Genomic DNA, 18,021 nt, shown 5'->3' with positions numbered 1-18,021 from the left:
GCTATCCGTATTGACCAGGGCTGCTGTTGCACGTTTTCGCTGCCTTCAGTGATCCGTAACTACAGGTGCGTTGCGTCTGTTCGATAGATCAAGTTTGCCTTCTCGTCTTCGAGATGGATCGAAGCAGGTTGGCAAGCGTTGTTATATCTATTATCTAAAGTTGTTTGAATATTATTTGAAAGTGTAACCTTGATATAATTTTGTTGTGCCTAGTTTGCCAGGCGGGGTTCGCGGTAAATCCGGAGGAATTCATGCCTGCAGTGCGGAACATTACTCTCGTTCTTGCGTCGCTTGCGCTGTTGACGGCCTGCCAGACCGAAACGCAGCGATGCGAAACCGAAACGGGCGCCCCTGCCTATCGAAAGAGCGATCGCTGCGGGCTTTCGGCTAAGCCGACAGAAGGCAGCGATCGTCCGGAGAGGCAGGTCAGGCAAAAGCCTGTTACGCCGACTGAGCCCGAACCAGAGGGGCCGGTTTTTCCGTAGCGCCAGTTAAGTTCAGCCCCCAATCCGCCTTGCGAGGCGGTAGGTGCGGACAACAGCTGTACCAGATTGATCACGGGCTTGGGCGAACTGGATGCTTGCGACAAAACCTGAGATTTGCGGCGAGGAGAATGGTGGGCGATATAGGGATTGAACCTATGACCCCACCCGTGTGAAGGGTGTGCTCTCCCGCTGAGCTAATCGCCCGTCCGAGGCCCGAGGGCCGAACGTGACGGCGATATAGGGGAGGGGCGGGAGTGGTGTCAAGGCGGCTTTAGCGACTTGCCGCGTCAATCAGCTTCTGGGCCATGCCAAGCGTCAGTTCGTCATAGTGCGAGATGACCACGGAGGGCTCGTATTCGCTGACATGGCGGTCGGTGTAGCCGAAATCGACGGCAACCACCGGAATGCCGGCGGCCTTGGCCGTGTCGATGTCGGTGACCGAATCGCCGACCATGACGGCGCGGGACACGTCGCCGCCGGCCTTGGCGATGGTTTCGGTGAGGTGTCGCGGGTCGGGTTTGCGGATGCCGAAGGTTTCCGGGCCGGTGATGGCCGCGAAGCGGTTGGAAAGACCGAGCGCCTGGATGAGACCCTGGGCAAGGGTTTCGTACTTGTTGGTGCAGACGGCGAGCAGGTAGCCGGCTTCAGTGAAGCGGTCCATCGCGGCGACCACGCCGGGATAGGGCAGCGAGCGGCCCGGAATGTTGACCGTGTAGTGATCGAGGAAAATGTCGTGCAGGCGGTCGTGCTCGACGGCGGCCAGCTGCTTTTGCTGGGCGGTGTAGGCACGCTCGATCATGATGCGCCCACCCTGGCCGACGAAGCGGCGGAATGCCCTGTCGTCGACTTGTGCAAGGCCGCCGGCGACGAGCGTGTGATTGAGGCTGTCCAGCAGGTCAGGAGCGGTGTCGACGAGCGTCCCGTCGAGGTCGAAAACGATGATCGGCTTGGACATGGCTCCGCCTTTGTGGAGTTTTGCGTTGCAAGAGCCGATAGCCCCGGACCCGGCACGACGCAAGCCCGGGCCATAAAGCCTTTGACCCAACGGGCAAAAATGCTAGGAGCCAAGCCTGATATTCGAGGATTTTGCGAACAAGTCATGGATGCCAAGGCTTTGAAGATCGAGGCGGCGCGCGCTGCCTTGGGGTATGTCGAGAGCGGAATGCGCCTTGGCATCGGTACCGGTTCGACGGCCGAGGAATTCGTCAGGCTGCTGGCCGAGAAGGTCGCGGCCGGCATGCAGATCATCGGCGTGCCGACCTCGGAACGCACAGCGGCCCTTTGCCGCGAGCTGTCGGTTCCGCTGTCGACGCTCGACGAGACACCCGAGCTCGATCTCACCATCGACGGCGCCGACGAGATCGACCCTGACCTGACCCTGGTCAAGGGCGGCGGCGGTGCGCTGCTGCGCGAAAAGATCGTCGCCGTGGCCTCGACGCGCATGGTCGTCATCGCCGACCAGACCAAGCTTGTCGACACGCTCGGGCGCTTCCCGCTGCCGATCGAGGTCAATCCGTTCGGTCTCAAGGCCACCGAAATCGCCATAGCAAAAGCTGCCGACAAGCTCGGGCTTTCCGGGCCTCTGGTGCTGCGCAAAGCAGCCGGCGAGACCTTCGTAACCGACGGTGGACATTTCATTATCGATGCATCTTTTGGCCGCATTCCAGATACAAGAGCGCTTTCAGATGCCCTGCACGCCATTCCCGGCGTCGTGGAGCACGGTCTCTTCTTGGGTTTGGCCACCGTTGCCGTCATCGCCGGCTCGGACGGGGTCAGAACCGTTCATCCGGCACGCTAAACAGGAGTTCTATTCATCATGATTTTGACAAACCGGCTTCGCCGCTTCTCCGTCATGGTGGCGGCTTCGGCATTCGCGGCCGTCGCATTCTCGGCCCAGGCGCAGGAAATCGCGGAATCCCACCTGAAGGCAGCGCACGCCGCCATCTCCGCGATCCACGCGACCGATTCCTTCGATTCGATCCTGCCGCAGGCAGCTGCCGCCCTGAAGCAGCAGCTGATCCAGCAGAACCCCGACATGCAGGAAGTAATCACCCAGACGGTGGACGAAAAGACGCTGGCGCTCGCCGCACGTCGTGCCGACCTCGAAAAGGAATCGGCGATCGCCTACGCTAAGTCCTTCTCGGAGCAGAACCTCAACGAGATTGCCGCCTTCTACAATTCGGAAGCCGGCAAGAAGCTGATCGAGAATGGCCCGATCGCTTCGCGTGAATTGGTCAAGGCCGCCGAGATCTGGCAGAACGGCGTCGCCCGCGATCTTGCCGAGCAGGTCGGCGAAAAGCTCAAGGCGGTCATTGGCACCAAGGCTCCTGCCGAAGGGGCTGCCCCTGCCGAAGGCGCCGCACCGGTCGCGCCTGCTAATTGATCCGCCGCGACCAACGGTCACGATGCAAAAGCCCGGCATTTGCCGGGCTTTTCTTTTGGGCCCGCTGCCACTACCTGTGACCGCATCACAGGCGCATCGGATGCGGTGCGCAGTTTCAAGGACTTAGAGCGACCGTTGCGCGCCGCGCGCACGCTGCTCTCCGCAGGAAGGACACCCATGACCCAGTATGACTACGATCTCTTCGTCATCGGTGGCGGCTCGGGCGGTGTGCGCGCAGCACGGGTCGCGGCGGCACTCGGCAAGCGCGTCGCATTGGCGGAAGAATTCCGCTTCGGCGGCACCTGCGTCATCCGCGGCTGCGTGCCCAAGAAGCTCTACGTCTATGCCTCGCAGTTTCCGGAGCATTTCGAGGATGCCGCCGGCTATGGCTGGACCGTCGGCGAGGCGAAGTTCGACTGGAAGACGCTGGTGGCCAACAAGGAGCGCGAGATTTCGCGGCTCGAGGCGATCTACAAGCGCAATGTCGAAGGTTCCGGCGGCGAGACGATCCATTCGCGTGCCGTGCTCGTCGACAACCATACCATCCGGATCGTCGATGAAAACCGCACTGTCACCGCGGATCAAATCCTGATTGCAACAGGTGGACGGGCCGCGGTGCATCCCGCACTGCCGGGCCATGAGCACTGCATCTATTCGAACGAGGTGTTTGACCTTCCCGAACTGCCCAAGGCGATCATGATCGAGGGTGGCGGCTATATCGCCGTCGAGTTCGCCAACATCTTCCATGGTCTTGGCGTCGAGACCACACTCGTCTATCGCGGCAAGGAAATCCTCAGCCGCTTCGACATGGACCTGCGGCGCACCCTGCATGAGACGATGGAGCAGAAGGGCATCAAGATCCTGCTGCATTCGGTTTCACAGGACGTCAGCAAGCGCGCTGATGGTCGCCTCGACGTTACGCTGAACACTGGCCAGATGCTGACCGTCGACCAGGTGCTGCTCGCCATTGGCCGCACGCCCAACACTGAGAATCTTGGCCTTGAGGCCGCGGGCGTCGAGATGGACAAGCAGGGCGCGATTGTCGTCGACAGCTACTCGCGCACCAGCGCCGGCAATATCTGGGCTGTCGGCGACGTCACCAACCGCGTTCAGCTGACCCCCGTCGCCATCCACGAGGCAATGTGCTTCGTCGAGACCGCGTTCAAGGACAACCCGACCGAGCCTGACCACGACTGCATCCCGACGGCCGTGTTCTCGCAGCCGGAGATCGGCACGGTTGGTCTGTCCGAGGACGACGCGGCCAAGCGTTTCAAGCATCTCGAGATCTACCGCACCAGCTTCCGGCCGATGCGCCATACGCTGTCGGGCAGGCAGGAAAAGATGCTGATGAAGCTCGTCGTCGATGGGGATACGCGGCTGGTGCTGGGCGCCCACGTGTTGGGTCCCGACGCCGGCGAAATGGCGCAACTGCTGGGCATCACGCTCAAGGCCGGGCTGACCAAGGACGACTTCGATCGTACCATGGCGGTTCATCCTACTGCGGCCGAGGAACTGGTAACGATGTACAAGCCAACCTATTTGGTGAAGGACGGCGCGCAAGTCGAAAACTGACGTTACGGCGACCCCGGAAGCTTCCGCAGGGAAACGTTCGATCCCGGGCGCGTTCCGGGGTAGATTAGGGGCTCCTCATCGTGTAAAGAGCCGCGTTCCCGCATTGGCGGGCTATGGCGCGGGTGAGGTGCCCGTTAGCGAACTTTTTAGGTGCGAACATGACGAAATGGTCCCCGAATTCCTGGAGAAGCATGCCGATCCAGCAAGTCCCGGCTTATCCGGACTTTGCGGCGCTCGCGGAAACGGAAGCCCGTCTCGCAACCTTTCCCCCCTTGGTTTTTGCAGGTGAGGCGCGCAAGCTGAAGAAGCAGCTTGCTGCCGTTGCCAATGGCGAAGCCTTCCTGCTGCAGGGCGGCGACTGCGCCGAAAGCTTCCTGGAACATGGTGCGGACAACATCCGCGACTTCTTCCGCGTGTTCCTGCAGATGTCGGTCGTGCTGACCTTCGCCGGCGCGCAGCCGGTGGTGAAGGTCGGCCGTATCGCCGGTCAGTTCGCCAAGCCGCGCTCGGCCGACAACGAGACCAAGGGCGACGTGACGCTGCCGAGCTATCGCGGCGACATCATCAATGGCCCGGCCTTCGACGAGAAGTCGCGTATTCCCGATCCGGCACGCCAGGAAATGGCCTACCGTCAGTCGGCGGCGACGCTGAACCTTCTGCGCGCATTCGCCCAAGGCGGCTATGCCAGTCTCGAGAACGTGCAGCGCTGGATGCTCGGCTTCGTGTCGAACAGCCCGCAGGGCGAGCGTTACGAGGCCCTGGCCAACCGCATCACCGAGACGATGGATTTCATGCGTGCGGTGGGCATCACGTCGGAGACCAACTACGCGCTGCGCGAGACCGACTTCTACACCAGCCATGAGGCGCTGCTGCTCGGCTACGAGCAGGCGCTGACTCGCATCGACTCGACGTCGGGCGACTGGTACGCGACCTCGGGCCACATGATTTGGATCGGCGACCGCACGCGTCAGCTCGACCACGCCCATGTCGAGTACTGCCGTGGCGTGAAGAACCCGCTCGGCCTCAAGTGCGGTCCGTCGATCACGCCTGACAACCTGCTCAAGCTGATCGACGCGCTCAATCCGGAGAACGAGGCTGGCCGCCTAACCCTGATCGCGCGCTTTGGCCACGACAAGGTCGGTGACCACCTGCCGAAGCTGATCCGCGCAGTCGAGAAGGAAGGCCGCAAGGTCGTCTGGTCGTGCGACCCGATGCATGGCAACACGATCACCGCTGCCGGCTACAAGACGCGTCCGTTCGACCGCATCCTGAGCGAAGTGCAGAGCTTCTTCGACATCCATCGCTCCGAGGGCACGCACCCGGGCGGCATCCATGTCGAGATGACCGGCAACAACGTGACCGAATGCACCGGTGGCGCCCGCGCCATCACCGCCGAGGAACTGCAGGATCGCTACCACACCCATTGCGACCCGCGTCTCAACGCCGACCAGGCGATCGAGCTCGCTTTCCTGGTTTCGGAACTGCTCCGCAAGAGCGCGCCGACACCGGCGAAGAAGGCCGTCAACGCCTGATCCTGTCGCTGTTTGCAAAAATCAAAAGGGCGCCGGTTTGACCGGCGCCTTTTTCATTTGCGGTTCCAGCGTATCTCGCGAAGGCGTGGATCGCTCGCGAAGGATGTTCGGTCGAAGCCGATGCGGATTTCGGGAAACTCGCAGATAGCCTGGACCCCCGAAGGGCCGAGACGAATGCGCCAGGTCTGGCGCTCCGCTGGTGCCGGCTTTGCAAAAACCCGGCAGGTGAGCAAGGCAAGATTGGTACCGCCGGCAGGGTCGCGCACCGAGCGATAGCGGATTGCCTCGGTGCCGGCATCCCGGGCCGTATCGGCCAGTTGCTGGCAGGCGGCATAGTCGGTCGGATCTGTCCAGGCTTCCGCGTCCCGCGCCAGTGGCGGCACGGTCAGGTCGGTGCCGCGTGCCGTCTTGATGGCTGCCGAAAACGCGGTGTATTCGGCGGCATCACTCGGCCAGGGCGTATCCGGCGACTCCGAGAAGAACAGCAGCCGGTAAAAAGCCATCTCCGCGACGGCCGTTTCCACCTTTTCCGCCGCGTAATAGACGCCGAGCGTCTTGCCTGAGCGGCGGAACCGCGAACCGGTCGGATAGTTCGAGCCATAGCGGAACGGCGTCGCCAGGAGATAGTGCAGATGCCGGCATTCGAGCGGAATGACCGGCTTGGTCGTTTCTATCAATTGTTCCAGAACTGCCTGCTCATCGAGATCGTCGACGAGCTTCAAGCTCGAGACGCGGTGTTGTGCCTCAACCAGCCGCCAGCAGTGGCCGGAAAGGGTGCGCGCCTCAGACGAGAGCGCGGCGGGCGTCCAGATAGGCAATGACATCGACAAGCCCGGCTATGGTCACGATCTTTTCGAGCGGCACAGCACCGATTGCCGTGTTTTCGTTGCGCAGCCATGCTTGGGCGATCGGTGCATCGCCGCCGACTATGGCGTCGAGCGACCGGAACATACGCACGAACAGAACGGCGAGTTCAAACGGCTTGCTGCCGGTTTCGAGTGCGAACTCCTGCTTGCGCATGCGCGATACAGTGGCTTCGGATACGCCGATGATGGCCGACAGCACCTTGGCGGTGACGCCAAGCAGGTCCGCTGCGCGCAGCGTCGCCTTGGTGATGACAGGGCCTGGTGCGGCTGCCGACTCCGAATCTGGATGACTTCGCATCGAACTCTCCATTTCTCTAGAAAATATAGCCCAGAAATATTTCCATGGAAAGGGAGGTGTTTCGATGAGTCAGGCTTGGCCTCAATCCTTCTTGTACAGCATCCAGTTCTTGCCCTGGCGTTCGGCTATGGTCGAGTAGCGCGTGACGCGGTTGCGGCCGATCAGCTTGGAGCGATAGAGAGCGCGGTCTGCCTTGGCGTAGAGGTCTTCAGCGCCATCGGCGTCCGATGCCATGCACACGCCCATGGAGACGGTGACCTGGCCGCAGTTCACGCCCGGCTGGATTTCCTTGAATTGCGTCTGCGCAACCAAAAGGCGAACGCGGTCTGCGATCTCGAACGTCGCTTCCTCTGTCGTACCCTCGACGATCAGCGCAAACTCTTCGCCACCGGTGCGTGCCACGAACATGTCGCGGTGGACGCTGGACTGGAAGATACTGGCGATGATCCGCAGGATCTTGTCGCCCACGGGATGGCCGTGGCGGTCGTTGATGTCCTTGAAGCGGTCGATGTCGGCCAGGATCAGTGCACTGAACAGCACGCCCCTGTTGTCGTTGTAGATCTTGGCGATCCGCCGGTCGAAGGCCCTCCGGTTCCAGATGTGGGTGAGCGGGTCGGTATCGGCGAGCTTCTTGTACTCTTCAAGCTTCGACTTGACGCTTTCGAGTTCGCTCGACTTGTCGCTCAGCGTCGTTGCCACGTGCTTGCCGTGATCGATGGTTGAGGCTGTGGCCACGGCCATCACACTGGCGATCTTCTGCAGCAGTTCCTGCGACATGGCGGTGCGGCTGTTGAGCCCGCTCGAGGTCTCGTCAAGCACCTTGCCGTAGCGTTCCAGATAGGTCTGCTCGTTGCGCAGCAGGCTGGCGACACCTTCCAACTCGCGGGCGAGAACCTCGCGCGCATGCTCGACGATGCCCTGGCCATGGTTGTGGGCAAAGAACTTCTGACCAACCAGATCCAGCTGCTCCTGCGTCGGACGATTGCCGAGCGCAATGACCTCCAGGCTGAGTGCCGCGTTGGCGCCGGTCAGCGCCTCATAGAATATCTCGTAATTGCGCGGCAGGCCGATGACGCCCATCTGGCTCATCGTCGCCACGACAGTACTCGCAATATCGTTGCCTCGTTCTGTCGGGGCGGCTGCAGATTGCATGTATGTCCCGTTTCAGTTGGCCAGATGGCCGGCTGTACTGCCAGCAGGAAGGCTGGCGTGCAAACCGGTCGGGGGCGCGAGCGGCGTGAGATAGAATGCTTGCGGCGGCGCAGGTCCCCTCTGCGCCCATCACTTGTATTCAGCTCTAATTTAGGCTGGCTAAGGTTTCCTTAATTTGCGGCCTTGTCGCGGTAATTTTTCTACCACAGGGTGTAATTTCCGCTGTGCCAGATGATGCTTCAACACTGGCCAGCATAGGCAATGTCGCAATCCCTCATGTCCTGTGCACCGATCAAGATCAATATGGCCCCGGGTCAATAGAGGAGAATGCAATGGATAATTTGCACAAGGGGTCATGTTTGTGTGGGGCGGTGCGCTTTGTGGCACGAGGCGCGCTGCGCGAAGTCATCTATTGCCATTGCAACATGTGCCGGAAACAGAGCGGCCACTACTATGCCGCGACCAATGTCGGCGACGACATGGTGGACATCGAGGGCGGCGCCAATGTCACGTGGTTTGCTGCGTCGGACTTCGCCCGCCGGGGGTTCTGCAGCCGTTGCGGGTCGGTGATGTTCTGGAAGCCGAACGACGATGACTACATCTCGATCATGGCCGGATCGTTCGAGGAGCCGTCGTCGCTGGCCGGCGGCTATCACATATTCGTCGCCGACAAGGGGTCGTATTATGAGATCGATGACAACCTGCCGCGATACGAACGGTCCTCACCATCGCTTAAGGTGCTAGAGGATTGATGGGGATGCCGACGATCGTTCTCATTTGTTGAACGCTTCGTCGTGTTTGGGCGCTCTGCTCGAAACAGTGGCGAGGGCGTATATTCCAGGCAAGGAGAAATGACATGACCTCGTTGCCTACAGTTTTCATTTCGCATGGCGGCCCCGACATCGTTTTGGCCGATACGCCGGCGCGCCACTATCTCGAAGCTCTTTCCGACCTGGTTGAGAAGCCCAAGGCCATCGTCATCGTGTCGGCGCATTTCGAGACCGACGGCGTGGCTGTCGTGACCGATCCGAAGCCGGGCATGATCTATGACTTCGGCGGTTTTGCGCCGGAGCTCTACAAGATGGTCTATCCCGCGTTGGGCGAGCCGGCGCTCGCGGCCAAGGTTTTTGCGATGCTTGACCAGGCCGGGCTCAAGCCGCACACCTATGAGAAGCGTGGCTATGACCATGGCACCTGGACGCCGCTCAAGCTCGCATTCCCCGACGCCGACATTCCCGTGGTTCAGGTGTCGATCGACCCAAGCCGCGATGCCGCCTGGCACCATGCCATCGGCAAGGCGCTGGCGCCGTTGCGCGGCGAAGGCGTGCTGCTGATCGGCTCAGGCCATATCACCCACAATCTGCGCGCCTATTTCAGCAGATTGCGCAAGGGGGCCGAACCGGATCCTGCGCTGGCCGGCAAGGTGCACGAGTTCACGGAATGGTTCGCCGACAGGATGGCAAGCGGCGATACCGATGCGCTGCTGCACTGGAAGGACAAGGCGCCTCACGCGAGGGAAAACCATCCAACCGATGAGCACCTGATGCCGATCTTCTTTGCTCTTGGAGCGGCGGGCGAGGGTGCAAAGGGCCGCCGCGTGCACGATTCGGTCGATCACGGCTTCTTTGCCAACGATTCATATCTGTTCGACTGAGCGTCGAGCCGCTAAATGATGCCGCTTCGATTGAATTGAAAGGGCATTTTATGGAGCGGCTGGTCAAGGCTTTCCAGAACTCGGTGCGGGCATTCTCGCGGCTGATCCGCACCGAAGCGGCATTCCAGCAGGAGGTCATGCTGCTTGTCGTGGCGTTGCCGCTCGGCTGGTTCGTGGCTGGTACCTGGGGCGGTTACGCGCTGCTGATCGGCTCGATCCTGTTCCTGATTACTGTCGAGGTGCTGAACACTGGCATCGAGGCGGCCTGCGATGCCGTCAGCCGCGAGTTCAATATCGACATCCAGCTTGCCAAGGACTGCGGCTCGCTTGCAGTGCTGATTTCGATTGTCATCGTGCTGGGCATCTGGGGCTTTGCGATCGTCGAGCGAATGCTCGGGTTTCCGATCTAAGGGGGCATACCCATATGTCGGTTACCAAAGGAGACCGACATGACTGACAAGGCCGATACCCATCACCTCGAGACGCGCGCGGGCTTGCCGGAGGACCTGCGCTGGCTGGTCGACAAATATCCACGCGAAGACTGGCGCGCCCATGACAACGTCCATGGCATGGCGTCGATGTGGCTGCAGCGCCACGACATGTTCCGCGAACTGGGCGGCATGCTGACCACCGGTATCGGCGATTATCGCGAGGGCCGCATGGACGCCCAGCAGTTCGCCCGCTGGTTTGCGCCAAGGCTGAACCATTTCCTCGGCAATCTCGACGGTCACCACAATGTCGAGGACCAGCATTACTTCCCCGCGTTCGCCAAGGCGGAAAGCAGGCTGAAGCGGGGCTTCGACATCCTCGACGCCGACCATCACCTCATCCACGAGGCGCTCGAGCGCAACGCCGAGACGGCCAATGCCTTTCTGCGCACGCTTTCGGAAAGCATGGACAAGCAGCGCTTTGCCGCCGACGCCTATGCCGACGAGAATGCGCGGCTGGTCGCCATGCTGACACGGCATCTCGACGACGAGGAAGACCTGATCATCCCGCTCATTCTCGATCGCGGCGACCGGGCGCTGGAGATCGGCTGACGACTATTCCAGCGGCTCTTTCCTGGCGACGTGGCGGGCAAGCAGCCATGCTGCGATCGCAACTACCAGCCCAATGGCCAAGCCGATCAGCAAGCGCTGATGGCCTTTCAGCGTGTCACCGATAATATGTTCGGCGCCGAGGCCGAACACATAGCCCAGGCTGACGAAGAGTGCAGCCCAAACGAGTGCTGACAGCGCGTTCAGCGCTACGAACACCGGGATCGGAATGTTCGACAGACCTGCGGCGATGCCACCGGCCAGGCGCATGCCGTAGATGTAGCGGTTGGCAAGCACGAACAGATTGGGGTGTGCCTGCACCATCCTGTAGGCATGGCTGAATCCCGGCCTTCGCCGGAGCAGGCGTACCCATTTGTGACCAGAGAAGCGGCGGCCAAGGACAAAAAACAGCGTGTCGCCCAAAAAGGCACCGGTAGCAGCGACGGCAAATGCCTGCCACGGCGCGAATACTTGCTGATGAGCAAAGAAGCCGCCAAGGATCGCCACGCTTTCGCCTTCGGCCAAGCAGCCGATGAACACGGCCAGCAGCCCGAAGCGTTCGACGAGGTGATGGACCGTTTCGATCATCGGGCCGGCGCAGAGCCTGAGGCGGGGGCGGCGAGGCGGCCAACCTGCTCGGTGAGCTCGCGGAGCTGATCGCGCAGCAGGATGATTTCCTGGAAGCGGATCTCGTCGAGCTTTTCGTGCAGCGCCATGATCTCGATCTCAGCCTTTAGGTTCACCGCATAGTCGTGCGCGGCGTCGATGCGGTCGCGCTCGGCCTGGCGGTTCTGCGACATCATGATGATTGGTGCCTGGATGGCCGCGAGCATCGACAAGATAAGGTTGAGGAAGATGAATGGGTAGGGATCGAAGGAATCGCGCCCGAGCAACCAGGCATTCAGGCCGGTCCAAACAACAAGAAAGGCCAGAAAGGCCAGGATGAACCTCCAGGAACCACCGACACGCGCAATGCCGTCGGCGAGGCGGTCGCCCGTGCTCTCGTGCAGTTCCACGCTTTCGTTCACGTTGCGAGAAACGGCCTTCCTGTCGATGGCGCTTTGCAGCACCTTGTGCTCGACTTCGCTCAGGGTTTCGGGTTTCCGGGTCAGCCAGCGGCTCGCCAGATCAGCTACGGTCTTGTTCATTGTCCACTCCGCAGTGACAGCGCCTGCTTGGCAGCCGCATATCCATATACGAAGATAATGGCACACCGCGAAATGATGCGGCGATAAGGAAACTTCCATGGCTGACTTCGCAAGGATCAAGGCGCGCGCGGCCGAGCGCAAGGGCGGCGAGGCGGTGCTGAAGTCGCTGCTGGGTCCCGCGTCCGACAATGCGACGCTGGCCAAGGTCAGCGATGACCGCGTGCTGTCGACCATGGCCGAACGGGTGTTTGCCGCCGGCTTCGTCTGGCGGGTCATCGAGCAGAAATGGCCAGGATTCGAAGAGGCTTTCCTTGGCTTCGAACCGAAGCGTCTGTTGTTTCAACCCGACGACTTCTGGCACGATCTCGCCTCCGACAAGCGCATCGTGCGCAATCCGCAAAAGATCAGGTCGGTGCGCGACAACGCCGCTTTTGTCGAGCTCGTCTCGAAAGAGCATGGCAGCTTCGGCAAATTCCTGGCGGCCTGGCCGGCCGACGACCAGGTCGGGCTAACAGCCTATCTCGGCAAGCATGGCAGCCGGCTGGGCGGCAACACAGGCCAGTATCTGCTGCGCTGGCTCGGTTGGGATACCTTCATCATGTCGCAGGACATGATCCTGGCGCTGCGCGACGCCGGTCTCGACATTGGCGAGGCGGCGACGGCCAAGAAGGATCAGGCCAAGGTGCAGGCTCAGATCAACGAATGGGCAAAGGCGACAAAGCTGCCGAGGGCGCATATCTCTCGCATCCTGTCGATGTCGATCGGCGTCAACCGCCCGGCCGACGAACTGCGCTCCTACATGGACGAATGATGGTCCAATCGAACGGCATTGCCCGACACGAATACGCAGGCTAAATCGCTGACATGACGAAAAAATCAATCCCCGACGTCCTCCGCATCGCCGTCGCCCAGCTCAATCCGACTGTTGGCGACATCGCTGGCAATCTCGCCAAGGCGCGCGAGGCGCGCGCGGATGCGGCGCGCCAGGGTGCCGATCTGGTGTTGTTCACCGAACTGTTTCTTGCCGGCTATCCGCCGGAGGATCTGGTGCTCAAGCCGGCTTTCCTGGCTGCCTGCGAGCGCGCGGCGGAAGACTTCGCCAAGGATACATCAGACAATGGTCCCGGGGTCATCATTGGCGTGCCGCTCAAGCGCAAGAGCGGTGTGCACAATGCGATCATCATCGCGGACGGCGGCAAGATCATTGGCGAACGTTTCAAGGTCGATTTGCCCAACTATGGCGAGTTTGACGAAAAGCGCGTGTTCCAGCCTGGTCCCGACATGCCTGGGCCGGTCAATTTCCGTGGCGTGCGTATTGGCATCCCGATCTGCGAGGACATCTGGGGCGAGCTTGGTGTCTGCGAGACGCTCGCCGAGAGCGGCGCTGAAATCCTGCTCGTGCCGAACGGTTCGCCCTATTACCGCGCCAAGATGGACGTCCGTCACCAGGTGGCGATCAAGCAGGTGATCGAGAGCGGCCTGCCGCTGCTTTACGCCAACCAGCTTGGCGGACAGGACGAACTGGTCTTCGACGGCGCCTCCTTCGCGATCAATGCCGACCATTCGCTGGCCTTCCAGATGAGCCAGTTCGAAGAAACTGTGGCGATGACCATGTGGCGGCGCGGCGAGGAGGGCTGGGCCTGCGTCGAAGGGCCGATGTCGAAGATCCCCGAGCGCGAGGAGGCGGACTATCGCGCCTGCCTGCTGGGCCTGCGCGACTACGTCAACAAGAACGGCTTCAAGAACGTCGTGCTCGGCCTGTCCGGCGGCATCGATTCGGCGATCTGCGCGGCACTCGCCGTCGATGCGCTCGGCGAGGAGCGGCTCCGCGCGATTATGATGCCCTATCGCTATACCTCGAGCGACTCGCTCAAGGACGCCGAGGATTGCGCCCGCGCGCTCGGCTGCCGCTATGACATCGTGCCGATCCACGAGCCCGTTGACGGCTTCTCGCATGCGCTGACACAGCTGTTCGAGGGCACCAAGGAAGGCATTACCGAGGAAAACCTGCAGAGCCGCGCCCGCGGCACGATCCTGATGGCTGTGTCGAACAAATTCGGCTCGATGGTGGTGACGACGGGCAACAAGAGCGAGATGTCGGTCGGTTACGCCACGCTTTATGGCGACATGAATGGCGGCTTCAATCCGATCAAGGACCTCTACAAGATGCAGGTCTATGCGCTGTCGCGCTGGCGCAACACGCATGTGCCGCCAGGTGCGCTCGGCCCATCGGGCGAGGTCATTCCGAAGAACATCATCGACAAGGCGCCGTCGGCCGAGCTCCGGCCCAACCAGACCGACCAGGATTCGCTGCCGCCCTATCCGGTGCTCGACGACATCCTGGAATGCCTGGTCGAGAACGAGATGGGCGTCGACGACATCGTCGCGCGTGGCCACGACCGCGATACGGTGCACCGGATCGAACACCTGCTCTACATTGCCGAATACAAGCGGCGGCAGGCAGCACCAGGCGTGAAGATCACCAAGAAGAACTTTGGCCGCGACCGCCGCTATCCGATCACCAACAGATTCAGGGATCGCGGCTAAGCCACTGCAATTGAATTGAAAACCGACAGCAGACCGGAGGGGTTCATGGCCGAGGTCGAAATCAGCTTCGACGTCTCGCGGATCGACTTCGACAAGACGTCGGATGTCATCAAGGCGAGCTACTGGGGTGAAGGCCGGACCGACGACATCCATCGCCGGGCCTTCGCCAACTCGCTTTGCGTTGGTGCCTTTGTCGACGACGAGCAGGTAGGGTTCGCCCGCGTTGTCAGCGATTTTGCCTGCTTCGCCTACGTTGCCGACGTCATCGTCTGGCCCGAGCGGCGCGGCCTCGGTATCGGCAAGAAACTGATCCGGGCATTGCTCGACCATCCGGAGCTTGCGACCGTGACCGGCTTCTCGCTGCGGACCTCTGACGCGCATAGCCTCTACGAACAATTCGGCTTTGTGACTTCGACTGATGGCATGTACATGCGGCTGGCGCGGCAGCCGGCCGCTCGCGAACAGACCTAGGCGTGTCTTACATAGCCTTCGTTCGCGACAATCCGCGCTGGCTGGCCGGCGGGTTCTTGCTCACCTTCTTTTCGACCTTCGGCATGACATCGTTCATCGCCCTGTCGGCTGGCGACATCCGCCGCGACTATGGGCTGTCGCATGGCGAGTTCGGCACGCTGTACATGTTCGCAACGCTCGCCAGCGCATTGAGCCTGCCGCGGCTCGGTCAGATCGTCGACCGCTACAGCGTGCAGAAAGTGGCGCTGTTCGTCGTGCCGATGCTGGCCATGGCAAGCGCAGCGATGGCGCTGTCGCAGCATCTCGTCGTCTTGTTCGTGACCATCTACGTCCTGCGCCTGTTTGGCCAGGGCATGATGGTGCACACGGCCTACACCGCGACCGCGCGCTGGTTTTCGGCGCAAAGGGGGCGGGCGCTTTCGACAGTCATTCTTGGCCACAACGCCGGCGACGCCATCATCCCGATGGGTTTTGTGCTGCTCGCCACTTCGGTTGGCTGGCGCAATGGCTGGCTGCTTGCGGCGGCGGCACTAGCGTTCATCGCCGTGCCGGCAATCGCGCTTCTGGTTGCCGCGGACCGAAAGCCGCGCTCGTCGGATCCCGTGGCACGCCAGATCGACGCGCGCGACTGGACACGGGCCGAGGTTGTCCGCGATCCGATCTTCTACGTGTTGCTGCTTGGCGTCATGGCACCAGGCCTGATCGTGACGACCCTGTTTTTCCATCAGGTCTATCTGGTGGAACTGCGCGGCTGGTCGCTTGAGGTCTTTGCGTCGTCGTTTCTGGTGACGGCCGTGGTCAATGCCGCCTTCACGCTGGTCGTCGGCCAACTCATCGACCGCTTTTCCGGCGTGTCGCTGCTGCCTTTCGTGTTGTTGCCGCTGGGGCTCGCCTGCCTGTTGCTGGGCCTCGTCGACGCGCAGTGGAGCGCTTTCGGCTTCATGGCGCTGCTCGGCATTTCGAACGGTCTGTCGACGACGCTGTTCGGCGCCGTCTGGCCCGAGGTCTATGGCCTGAAGCACCTTGGTTCGATCAGGGCATTGATCGTTTCCGCCGGGGTACTCGCTTCCGCCATCGGGCCGGGCCTGACCGGATATCTGATCGATGCAGGCGTCAGCTACCCCGGCCAGATCGTGGCAATGGGGGTCTACTGCTTCGCCATTTCATTCGTGCTGCTGCTGGCTTCGCGCCGACTGCGCGCGCGAAGCCATGTCCAGGCCGTGCCTGCTGTTGCTCGAGTGTAGCGAGTTATTTGCCCGAAATGCCTTCGACGGTTTCGCGGCGATCATAGACGTGGTCGACGATGCCCCAATCCTTGGCTTCTTCCGCCGTAAAGAAGAAATCGCGGTCGAGCACGCGCGCCACTTCCTCCTCGGTACGCCCGCAATGTTCGGCGTAAAGCCTGGTCATGCGCCGCTTGAGCTTGATGATGTCTTCGGCATGGCGCTCGATGTCGGAGGCCTGGCCACGGAAACCGCCGGAGGGCTGGTGCAGGATCACGCTTGCATTGGGCAGGGCGATGCGCCGGCCAGGCGCGCCGGCCATCAGCAGGAACGAGCCCATCGAGCCCGCCGTGCCCATGCACAGCGTCGACACGGGGCAGCGGATGAACTGCATCGTGTCGTAGATCGCAAAGCCGCTGGTGACCACGCCGCCGGGCGAGTTGATGTAGAACGAGATTTCGCGGGTCGGGTTTTCGGATTCGAGAAACAGCAACTGCGCGCAGATGAGCGACGCCGAATTGTCGTCGACCTCGCCGTTCAGGAAGACGATCCGCTCGCGCAGCAGGCGGGAAAAGATGTCGAAGGAGCGTTCGCCGCGCGGCGATTGTTCGACGACCATAGGGACGAGCTGCATCGTGTCGCGCATGCGCGAAAATCCTTTCATCGATGGAGTGTTTGAGCTTAGGCCGCGGCGCGCATCAGCGGCGGACTGTTCGAATTCGCCGGCGCGGCGATGGTTCTCACTGGCTCGACGCTATGGGTCAGGCGGAACCAGGTGCCGCCGTCCGGCTGTGCTTCGAGATCGAAGGTCACGAAGGTTTCGGGCTCGTTCACCGTGGCGTCGTTCCAGGCGTAGCGAACGCGCGAGAAGGGCAGGGCCTCGATGATGCGATAGGCAGGGCCGGTCGTATCCGCCGCCACCTTGTCCGCCGCCGGTATATCGAGCCAGGTTGCGACAAATTCCGGCACCGTCAGCGCGCGCCAGACCTTTTCCGGCGCGGCTTCCAGTTCGCATTCGACGACGATGGTGTCCTCGTTCGTTTCCTGCCGTTGGGCGTCCGTCATTGGTCCATCTCCTTGAGCAGCACCTTCAGCCTCTCGACACGATCCGGCCAGAAGCTGCGATAACGGGTGAGCCAGTCGAACAGCGGACGCAGCCCGTCGGGGTTCACGCTGTAGTTCACATGCCTGCCGGCACGCGCTTCGTTGATCAGTCCGGCGCCGCGCAGCACAGCGATGTGCTGCGAAATCGCTGGTTGCGAAATCTCCAGCCCTTGGCGCAGCTCCGTCGCGTTTTTCTCTCCCGCGGTCAGGCGATCGAGAACGGCACGACGGGTGGGATCGGAGAGGGCGCGGAATATGTCGGATTCGTTCATGGGTTTGAGATAAGCATGGACTTATCTATCGTGCAAGTGGCTCTCCGATTTAGAGCTTGTTCTGGCACAACAGGCTTCGGTCCAGAGCGGGGGTTGGCTAAGCAAAAATGCTCGGTTATAAGCAAATTCTTCGCGGCCACTAACAGGGAGGTCTGAATGCCAGAATATGACATGTCCTCCCGAGGTTCGAACCGGGGTCATTGACCCGGCGATCCGCCTTCGGCGTCCCGTATTTCTGACGCTGCCGTTCCGCGACTTCCTGATTCAGCAAGAATTA

The 18,021-nt window shown here is 61.5% G+C and carries 21 protein-coding genes and 1 tRNA gene; 12 read left to right on the top strand and 10 right to left on the bottom strand.

What is annotated here, in order from left to right; genetic code table 11:
* Positions 1–614 precede the first annotated feature (614 nt).
* Positions 615–689: transfer RNA gene (locus tag J1C56_RS04955), tRNA-Val, on the bottom strand.
* A gap of 67 nt (positions 690–756) precedes the next feature.
* On the bottom strand, positions 757–1,440 hold the full coding sequence (locus J1C56_RS04950; RefSeq protein WP_214386501.1) for a phosphoglycolate phosphatase: 684 nt from the start codon (positions 1,438–1,440) through the stop codon (positions 757–759).
* Between the two features lie 144 nt (positions 1,441–1,584).
* Here J1C56_RS04950 and rpiA point away from each other — a divergent pair, with 144 nt between their 5' ends.
* The 4 genes from rpiA to J1C56_RS04930 all read left to right on the top strand — a co-directional run bounded on the left by rpiA (position 1,585) and on the right by J1C56_RS04930 (position 5,972).
* Complete coding sequence (rpiA, locus tag J1C56_RS04945) at positions 1,585–2,283, top strand: ribose-5-phosphate isomerase RpiA (protein ID WP_214386499.1); 699 nt, start codon at positions 1,585–1,587, stop codon at positions 2,281–2,283.
* Between the two features lie 18 nt (positions 2,284–2,301).
* Positions 2,302–2,868: a DUF2059 domain-containing protein gene (locus J1C56_RS04940; RefSeq protein WP_214386497.1), complete on the top strand. Its 567-nt coding sequence runs from the start codon at positions 2,302–2,304 to the stop codon at positions 2,866–2,868.
* 177 nt (positions 2,869–3,045) lie between these two features.
* Positions 3,046–4,440: a glutathione-disulfide reductase gene (gor, locus tag J1C56_RS04935; RefSeq protein WP_214386496.1), complete on the top strand. Its 1,395-nt coding sequence runs from the start codon at positions 3,046–3,048 to the stop codon at positions 4,438–4,440.
* A gap of 158 nt (positions 4,441–4,598) precedes the next feature.
* Complete coding sequence (locus J1C56_RS04930) at positions 4,599–5,972, top strand: class II 3-deoxy-7-phosphoheptulonate synthase (protein ID WP_214386494.1); 1,374 nt, start codon at positions 4,599–4,601, stop codon at positions 5,970–5,972.
* 53 nt (positions 5,973–6,025) lie between these two features.
* On the opposite strand, the gene J1C56_RS04925 is transcribed toward J1C56_RS04930, so the two are convergent.
* The 3 genes from J1C56_RS04925 to J1C56_RS04915 all read right to left on the bottom strand — a co-directional run bounded on the left by J1C56_RS04925 (position 6,026) and on the right by J1C56_RS04915 (position 8,225).
* Positions 6,026–6,796, bottom strand: coding sequence for an RES family NAD+ phosphorylase (locus tag J1C56_RS04925; RefSeq protein ID WP_214386492.1), 771 nt, complete (start codon positions 6,794–6,796; stop codon positions 6,026–6,028).
* Entirely contained in the window at positions 6,756–7,136 is a 381-nt protein-coding gene (locus tag J1C56_RS04920; RefSeq protein ID WP_214386490.1) for an MbcA/ParS/Xre antitoxin family protein, read from the bottom strand. Before J1C56_RS04920 ends, J1C56_RS04925 begins: the two co-directional genes overlap by 41 nt.
* Positions 7,137–7,217: 81 nt before the next feature.
* Positions 7,218–8,225 carry a GGDEF domain-containing protein gene (locus J1C56_RS04915; protein WP_246591181.1) on the bottom strand — a complete coding sequence of 336 codons (1,008 nt, stop codon included), beginning with the start codon at positions 8,223–8,225 and terminating at the stop codon, positions 7,218–7,220.
* Between the two features lie 395 nt (positions 8,226–8,620).
* On the opposite strand from J1C56_RS04915, the gene J1C56_RS04910 reads away from it, so the two are divergent.
* The 4 genes from J1C56_RS04910 (at position 8,621) to J1C56_RS04895 (ending at position 10,982) form a co-directional block, all read left to right on the top strand.
* Positions 8,621–9,040, top strand: coding sequence for a GFA family protein (locus tag J1C56_RS04910; protein ID WP_214386486.1), 420 nt, complete (start codon positions 8,621–8,623; stop codon positions 9,038–9,040).
* 104 nt (positions 9,041–9,144) lie between these two features.
* A complete protein-coding gene (locus J1C56_RS04905; protein WP_214386484.1) occupies positions 9,145–9,942 on the top strand; it encodes a DODA-type extradiol aromatic ring-opening family dioxygenase in 798 nt (265 codons plus the stop codon).
* 50 nt (positions 9,943–9,992) lie between these two features.
* Complete coding sequence (locus J1C56_RS04900; RefSeq protein WP_214386482.1) at positions 9,993–10,352, top strand: diacylglycerol kinase; 360 nt, start codon at positions 9,993–9,995, stop codon at positions 10,350–10,352.
* Positions 10,353–10,391: 39 nt separating this feature from the next.
* The gene (locus J1C56_RS04895) at positions 10,392–10,982 is read left to right on the top strand and encodes a hemerythrin domain-containing protein (RefSeq protein ID WP_214386480.1); all 591 of its coding nucleotides are present in this window, start codon (positions 10,392–10,394) and stop codon (positions 10,980–10,982) included.
* A gap of 3 nt (positions 10,983–10,985) precedes the next feature.
* Here J1C56_RS04895 and J1C56_RS04890 read toward each other — a convergent pair whose 3' ends face one another.
* Both J1C56_RS04890 and J1C56_RS04885 read right to left on the bottom strand, forming a co-directional pair.
* Positions 10,986–11,567 (bottom strand): DedA family protein, encoded by a 582-nt coding sequence (locus J1C56_RS04890; RefSeq protein ID WP_214386478.1) that lies wholly within the window; start codon positions 11,565–11,567, stop codon positions 10,986–10,988.
* Positions 11,564–12,127: a DUF1003 domain-containing protein gene (locus J1C56_RS04885; RefSeq protein ID WP_214386707.1), complete on the bottom strand. Its 564-nt coding sequence runs from the start codon at positions 12,125–12,127 to the stop codon at positions 11,564–11,566. Before J1C56_RS04885 ends, J1C56_RS04890 begins: the two co-directional genes overlap by 4 nt.
* Before the next feature lie 97 nt (positions 12,128–12,224).
* Between J1C56_RS04885 and J1C56_RS04880 the strand changes: the two genes are divergently transcribed.
* Genes J1C56_RS04880 through J1C56_RS04865 form a run of 4 tightly spaced genes read left to right on the top strand, consistent with a single transcriptional unit; the run spans position 12,225 to position 16,389 of the window.
* Positions 12,225–12,938: a DNA-3-methyladenine glycosylase I gene (locus J1C56_RS04880; RefSeq protein ID WP_214386476.1), complete on the top strand. Its 714-nt coding sequence runs from the start codon at positions 12,225–12,227 to the stop codon at positions 12,936–12,938.
* Positions 12,939–12,991: 53 nt separating this feature from the next.
* Complete coding sequence (locus J1C56_RS04875) at positions 12,992–14,674, top strand: NAD+ synthase (protein ID WP_214386474.1); 1,683 nt, start codon at positions 12,992–12,994, stop codon at positions 14,672–14,674.
* Between the two features lie 45 nt (positions 14,675–14,719).
* Positions 14,720–15,145 carry a GNAT family N-acetyltransferase gene (locus J1C56_RS04870; RefSeq protein ID WP_214386472.1) on the top strand — a complete coding sequence of 142 codons (426 nt, stop codon included), beginning with the start codon at positions 14,720–14,722 and terminating at the stop codon, positions 15,143–15,145.
* A gap of 2 nt (positions 15,146–15,147) precedes the next feature.
* The gene (locus J1C56_RS04865; protein WP_214386470.1) at positions 15,148–16,389 is read left to right on the top strand and encodes an MFS transporter; all 1,242 of its coding nucleotides are present in this window, start codon (positions 15,148–15,150) and stop codon (positions 16,387–16,389) included.
* Positions 16,390–16,393: 4 nt separating this feature from the next.
* Here J1C56_RS04865 and J1C56_RS04860 read toward each other — a convergent pair whose 3' ends face one another.
* From J1C56_RS04860 to J1C56_RS04850, 3 genes are read right to left on the bottom strand one after another with little or no spacing between them, the layout of a single operon-like run.
* Positions 16,394–17,014: an ATP-dependent Clp protease proteolytic subunit gene (locus tag J1C56_RS04860; protein WP_214386468.1), complete on the bottom strand. Its 621-nt coding sequence runs from the start codon at positions 17,012–17,014 to the stop codon at positions 16,394–16,396.
* A 35-nt stretch (positions 17,015–17,049) separates the two neighbouring features.
* On the bottom strand, positions 17,050–17,433 hold the full coding sequence (locus tag J1C56_RS04855) for an SRPBCC family protein (RefSeq protein WP_214386466.1): 384 nt from the start codon (positions 17,431–17,433) through the stop codon (positions 17,050–17,052).
* Positions 17,430–17,744, bottom strand: a complete 315-nt coding sequence (locus tag J1C56_RS04850) for an ArsR/SmtB family transcription factor (protein ID WP_214386464.1) — start codon at positions 17,742–17,744, stop codon at positions 17,430–17,432. Before J1C56_RS04850 ends, J1C56_RS04855 begins: the two co-directional genes overlap by 4 nt.
* Between the last annotated feature and the right edge of the window lie 277 nt (positions 17,745–18,021).

This window comes from Aminobacter anthyllidis (assembly GCF_018555685.1).
Lineage (GTDB): Bacteria > Pseudomonadota > Alphaproteobacteria > Rhizobiales > Rhizobiaceae > Aminobacter > Aminobacter anthyllidis.
The sequence above is the reverse complement of the archived record's forward strand: the minus strand, read 5'-3'. Positions and strand labels throughout refer to the sequence as shown.

Coding starts and splice junctions, on each gene's coding strand:
- J1C56_RS04950 (WP_214386501.1), bottom strand. CDS start 1,440: ATGTCCAAGCCGATCATCGTTTTCGACCTCGACGGGACGCTCGTCGAC.
- rpiA (WP_214386499.1), top strand. CDS start 1,585: ATGGATGCCAAGGCTTTGAAGATCGAGGCGGCGCGCGCTGCCTTGGGG.
- J1C56_RS04940 (WP_214386497.1), top strand. CDS start 2,302: ATGATTTTGACAAACCGGCTTCGCCGCTTCTCCGTCATGGTGGCGGCT.
- gor (WP_214386496.1), top strand. CDS start 3,046: ATGACCCAGTATGACTACGATCTCTTCGTCATCGGTGGCGGCTCGGGC.
- J1C56_RS04930 (WP_214386494.1), top strand. CDS start 4,599: ATGACGAAATGGTCCCCGAATTCCTGGAGAAGCATGCCGATCCAGCAA.
- J1C56_RS04925 (WP_214386492.1), bottom strand. CDS start 6,796: ATGTCATTGCCTATCTGGACGCCCGCCGCGCTCTCGTCTGAGGCGCGC.
- J1C56_RS04920 (WP_214386490.1), bottom strand. CDS start 7,136: ATGCGAAGTCATCCAGATTCGGAGTCGGCAGCCGCACCAGGCCCTGTC.
- J1C56_RS04915 (WP_246591181.1), bottom strand. CDS start 8,225: ATGAGCCAGATGGGCGTCATCGGCCTGCCGCGCAATTACGAGATATTC.
- J1C56_RS04910 (WP_214386486.1), top strand. CDS start 8,621: ATGGATAATTTGCACAAGGGGTCATGTTTGTGTGGGGCGGTGCGCTTT.
- J1C56_RS04905 (WP_214386484.1), top strand. CDS start 9,145: ATGACCTCGTTGCCTACAGTTTTCATTTCGCATGGCGGCCCCGACATC.
- J1C56_RS04900 (WP_214386482.1), top strand. CDS start 9,993: ATGGAGCGGCTGGTCAAGGCTTTCCAGAACTCGGTGCGGGCATTCTCG.
- J1C56_RS04895 (WP_214386480.1), top strand. CDS start 10,392: ATGACTGACAAGGCCGATACCCATCACCTCGAGACGCGCGCGGGCTTG.
- J1C56_RS04890 (WP_214386478.1), bottom strand. CDS start 11,567: ATGATCGAAACGGTCCATCACCTCGTCGAACGCTTCGGGCTGCTGGCC.
- J1C56_RS04885 (WP_214386707.1), bottom strand. CDS start 12,127: ATGAACAAGACCGTAGCTGATCTGGCGAGCCGCTGGCTGACCCGGAAA.
- J1C56_RS04880 (WP_214386476.1), top strand. CDS start 12,225: ATGGCTGACTTCGCAAGGATCAAGGCGCGCGCGGCCGAGCGCAAGGGC.
- J1C56_RS04875 (WP_214386474.1), top strand. CDS start 12,992: ATGACGAAAAAATCAATCCCCGACGTCCTCCGCATCGCCGTCGCCCAG.
- J1C56_RS04870 (WP_214386472.1), top strand. CDS start 14,720: ATGGCCGAGGTCGAAATCAGCTTCGACGTCTCGCGGATCGACTTCGAC.
- J1C56_RS04860 (WP_214386468.1), bottom strand. CDS start 17,014: ATGCGCGACACGATGCAGCTCGTCCCTATGGTCGTCGAACAATCGCCG.
- J1C56_RS04855 (WP_214386466.1), bottom strand. CDS start 17,433: ATGACGGACGCCCAACGGCAGGAAACGAACGAGGACACCATCGTCGTC.
- J1C56_RS04850 (WP_214386464.1), bottom strand. CDS start 17,744: ATGAACGAATCCGACATATTCCGCGCCCTCTCCGATCCCACCCGTCGT.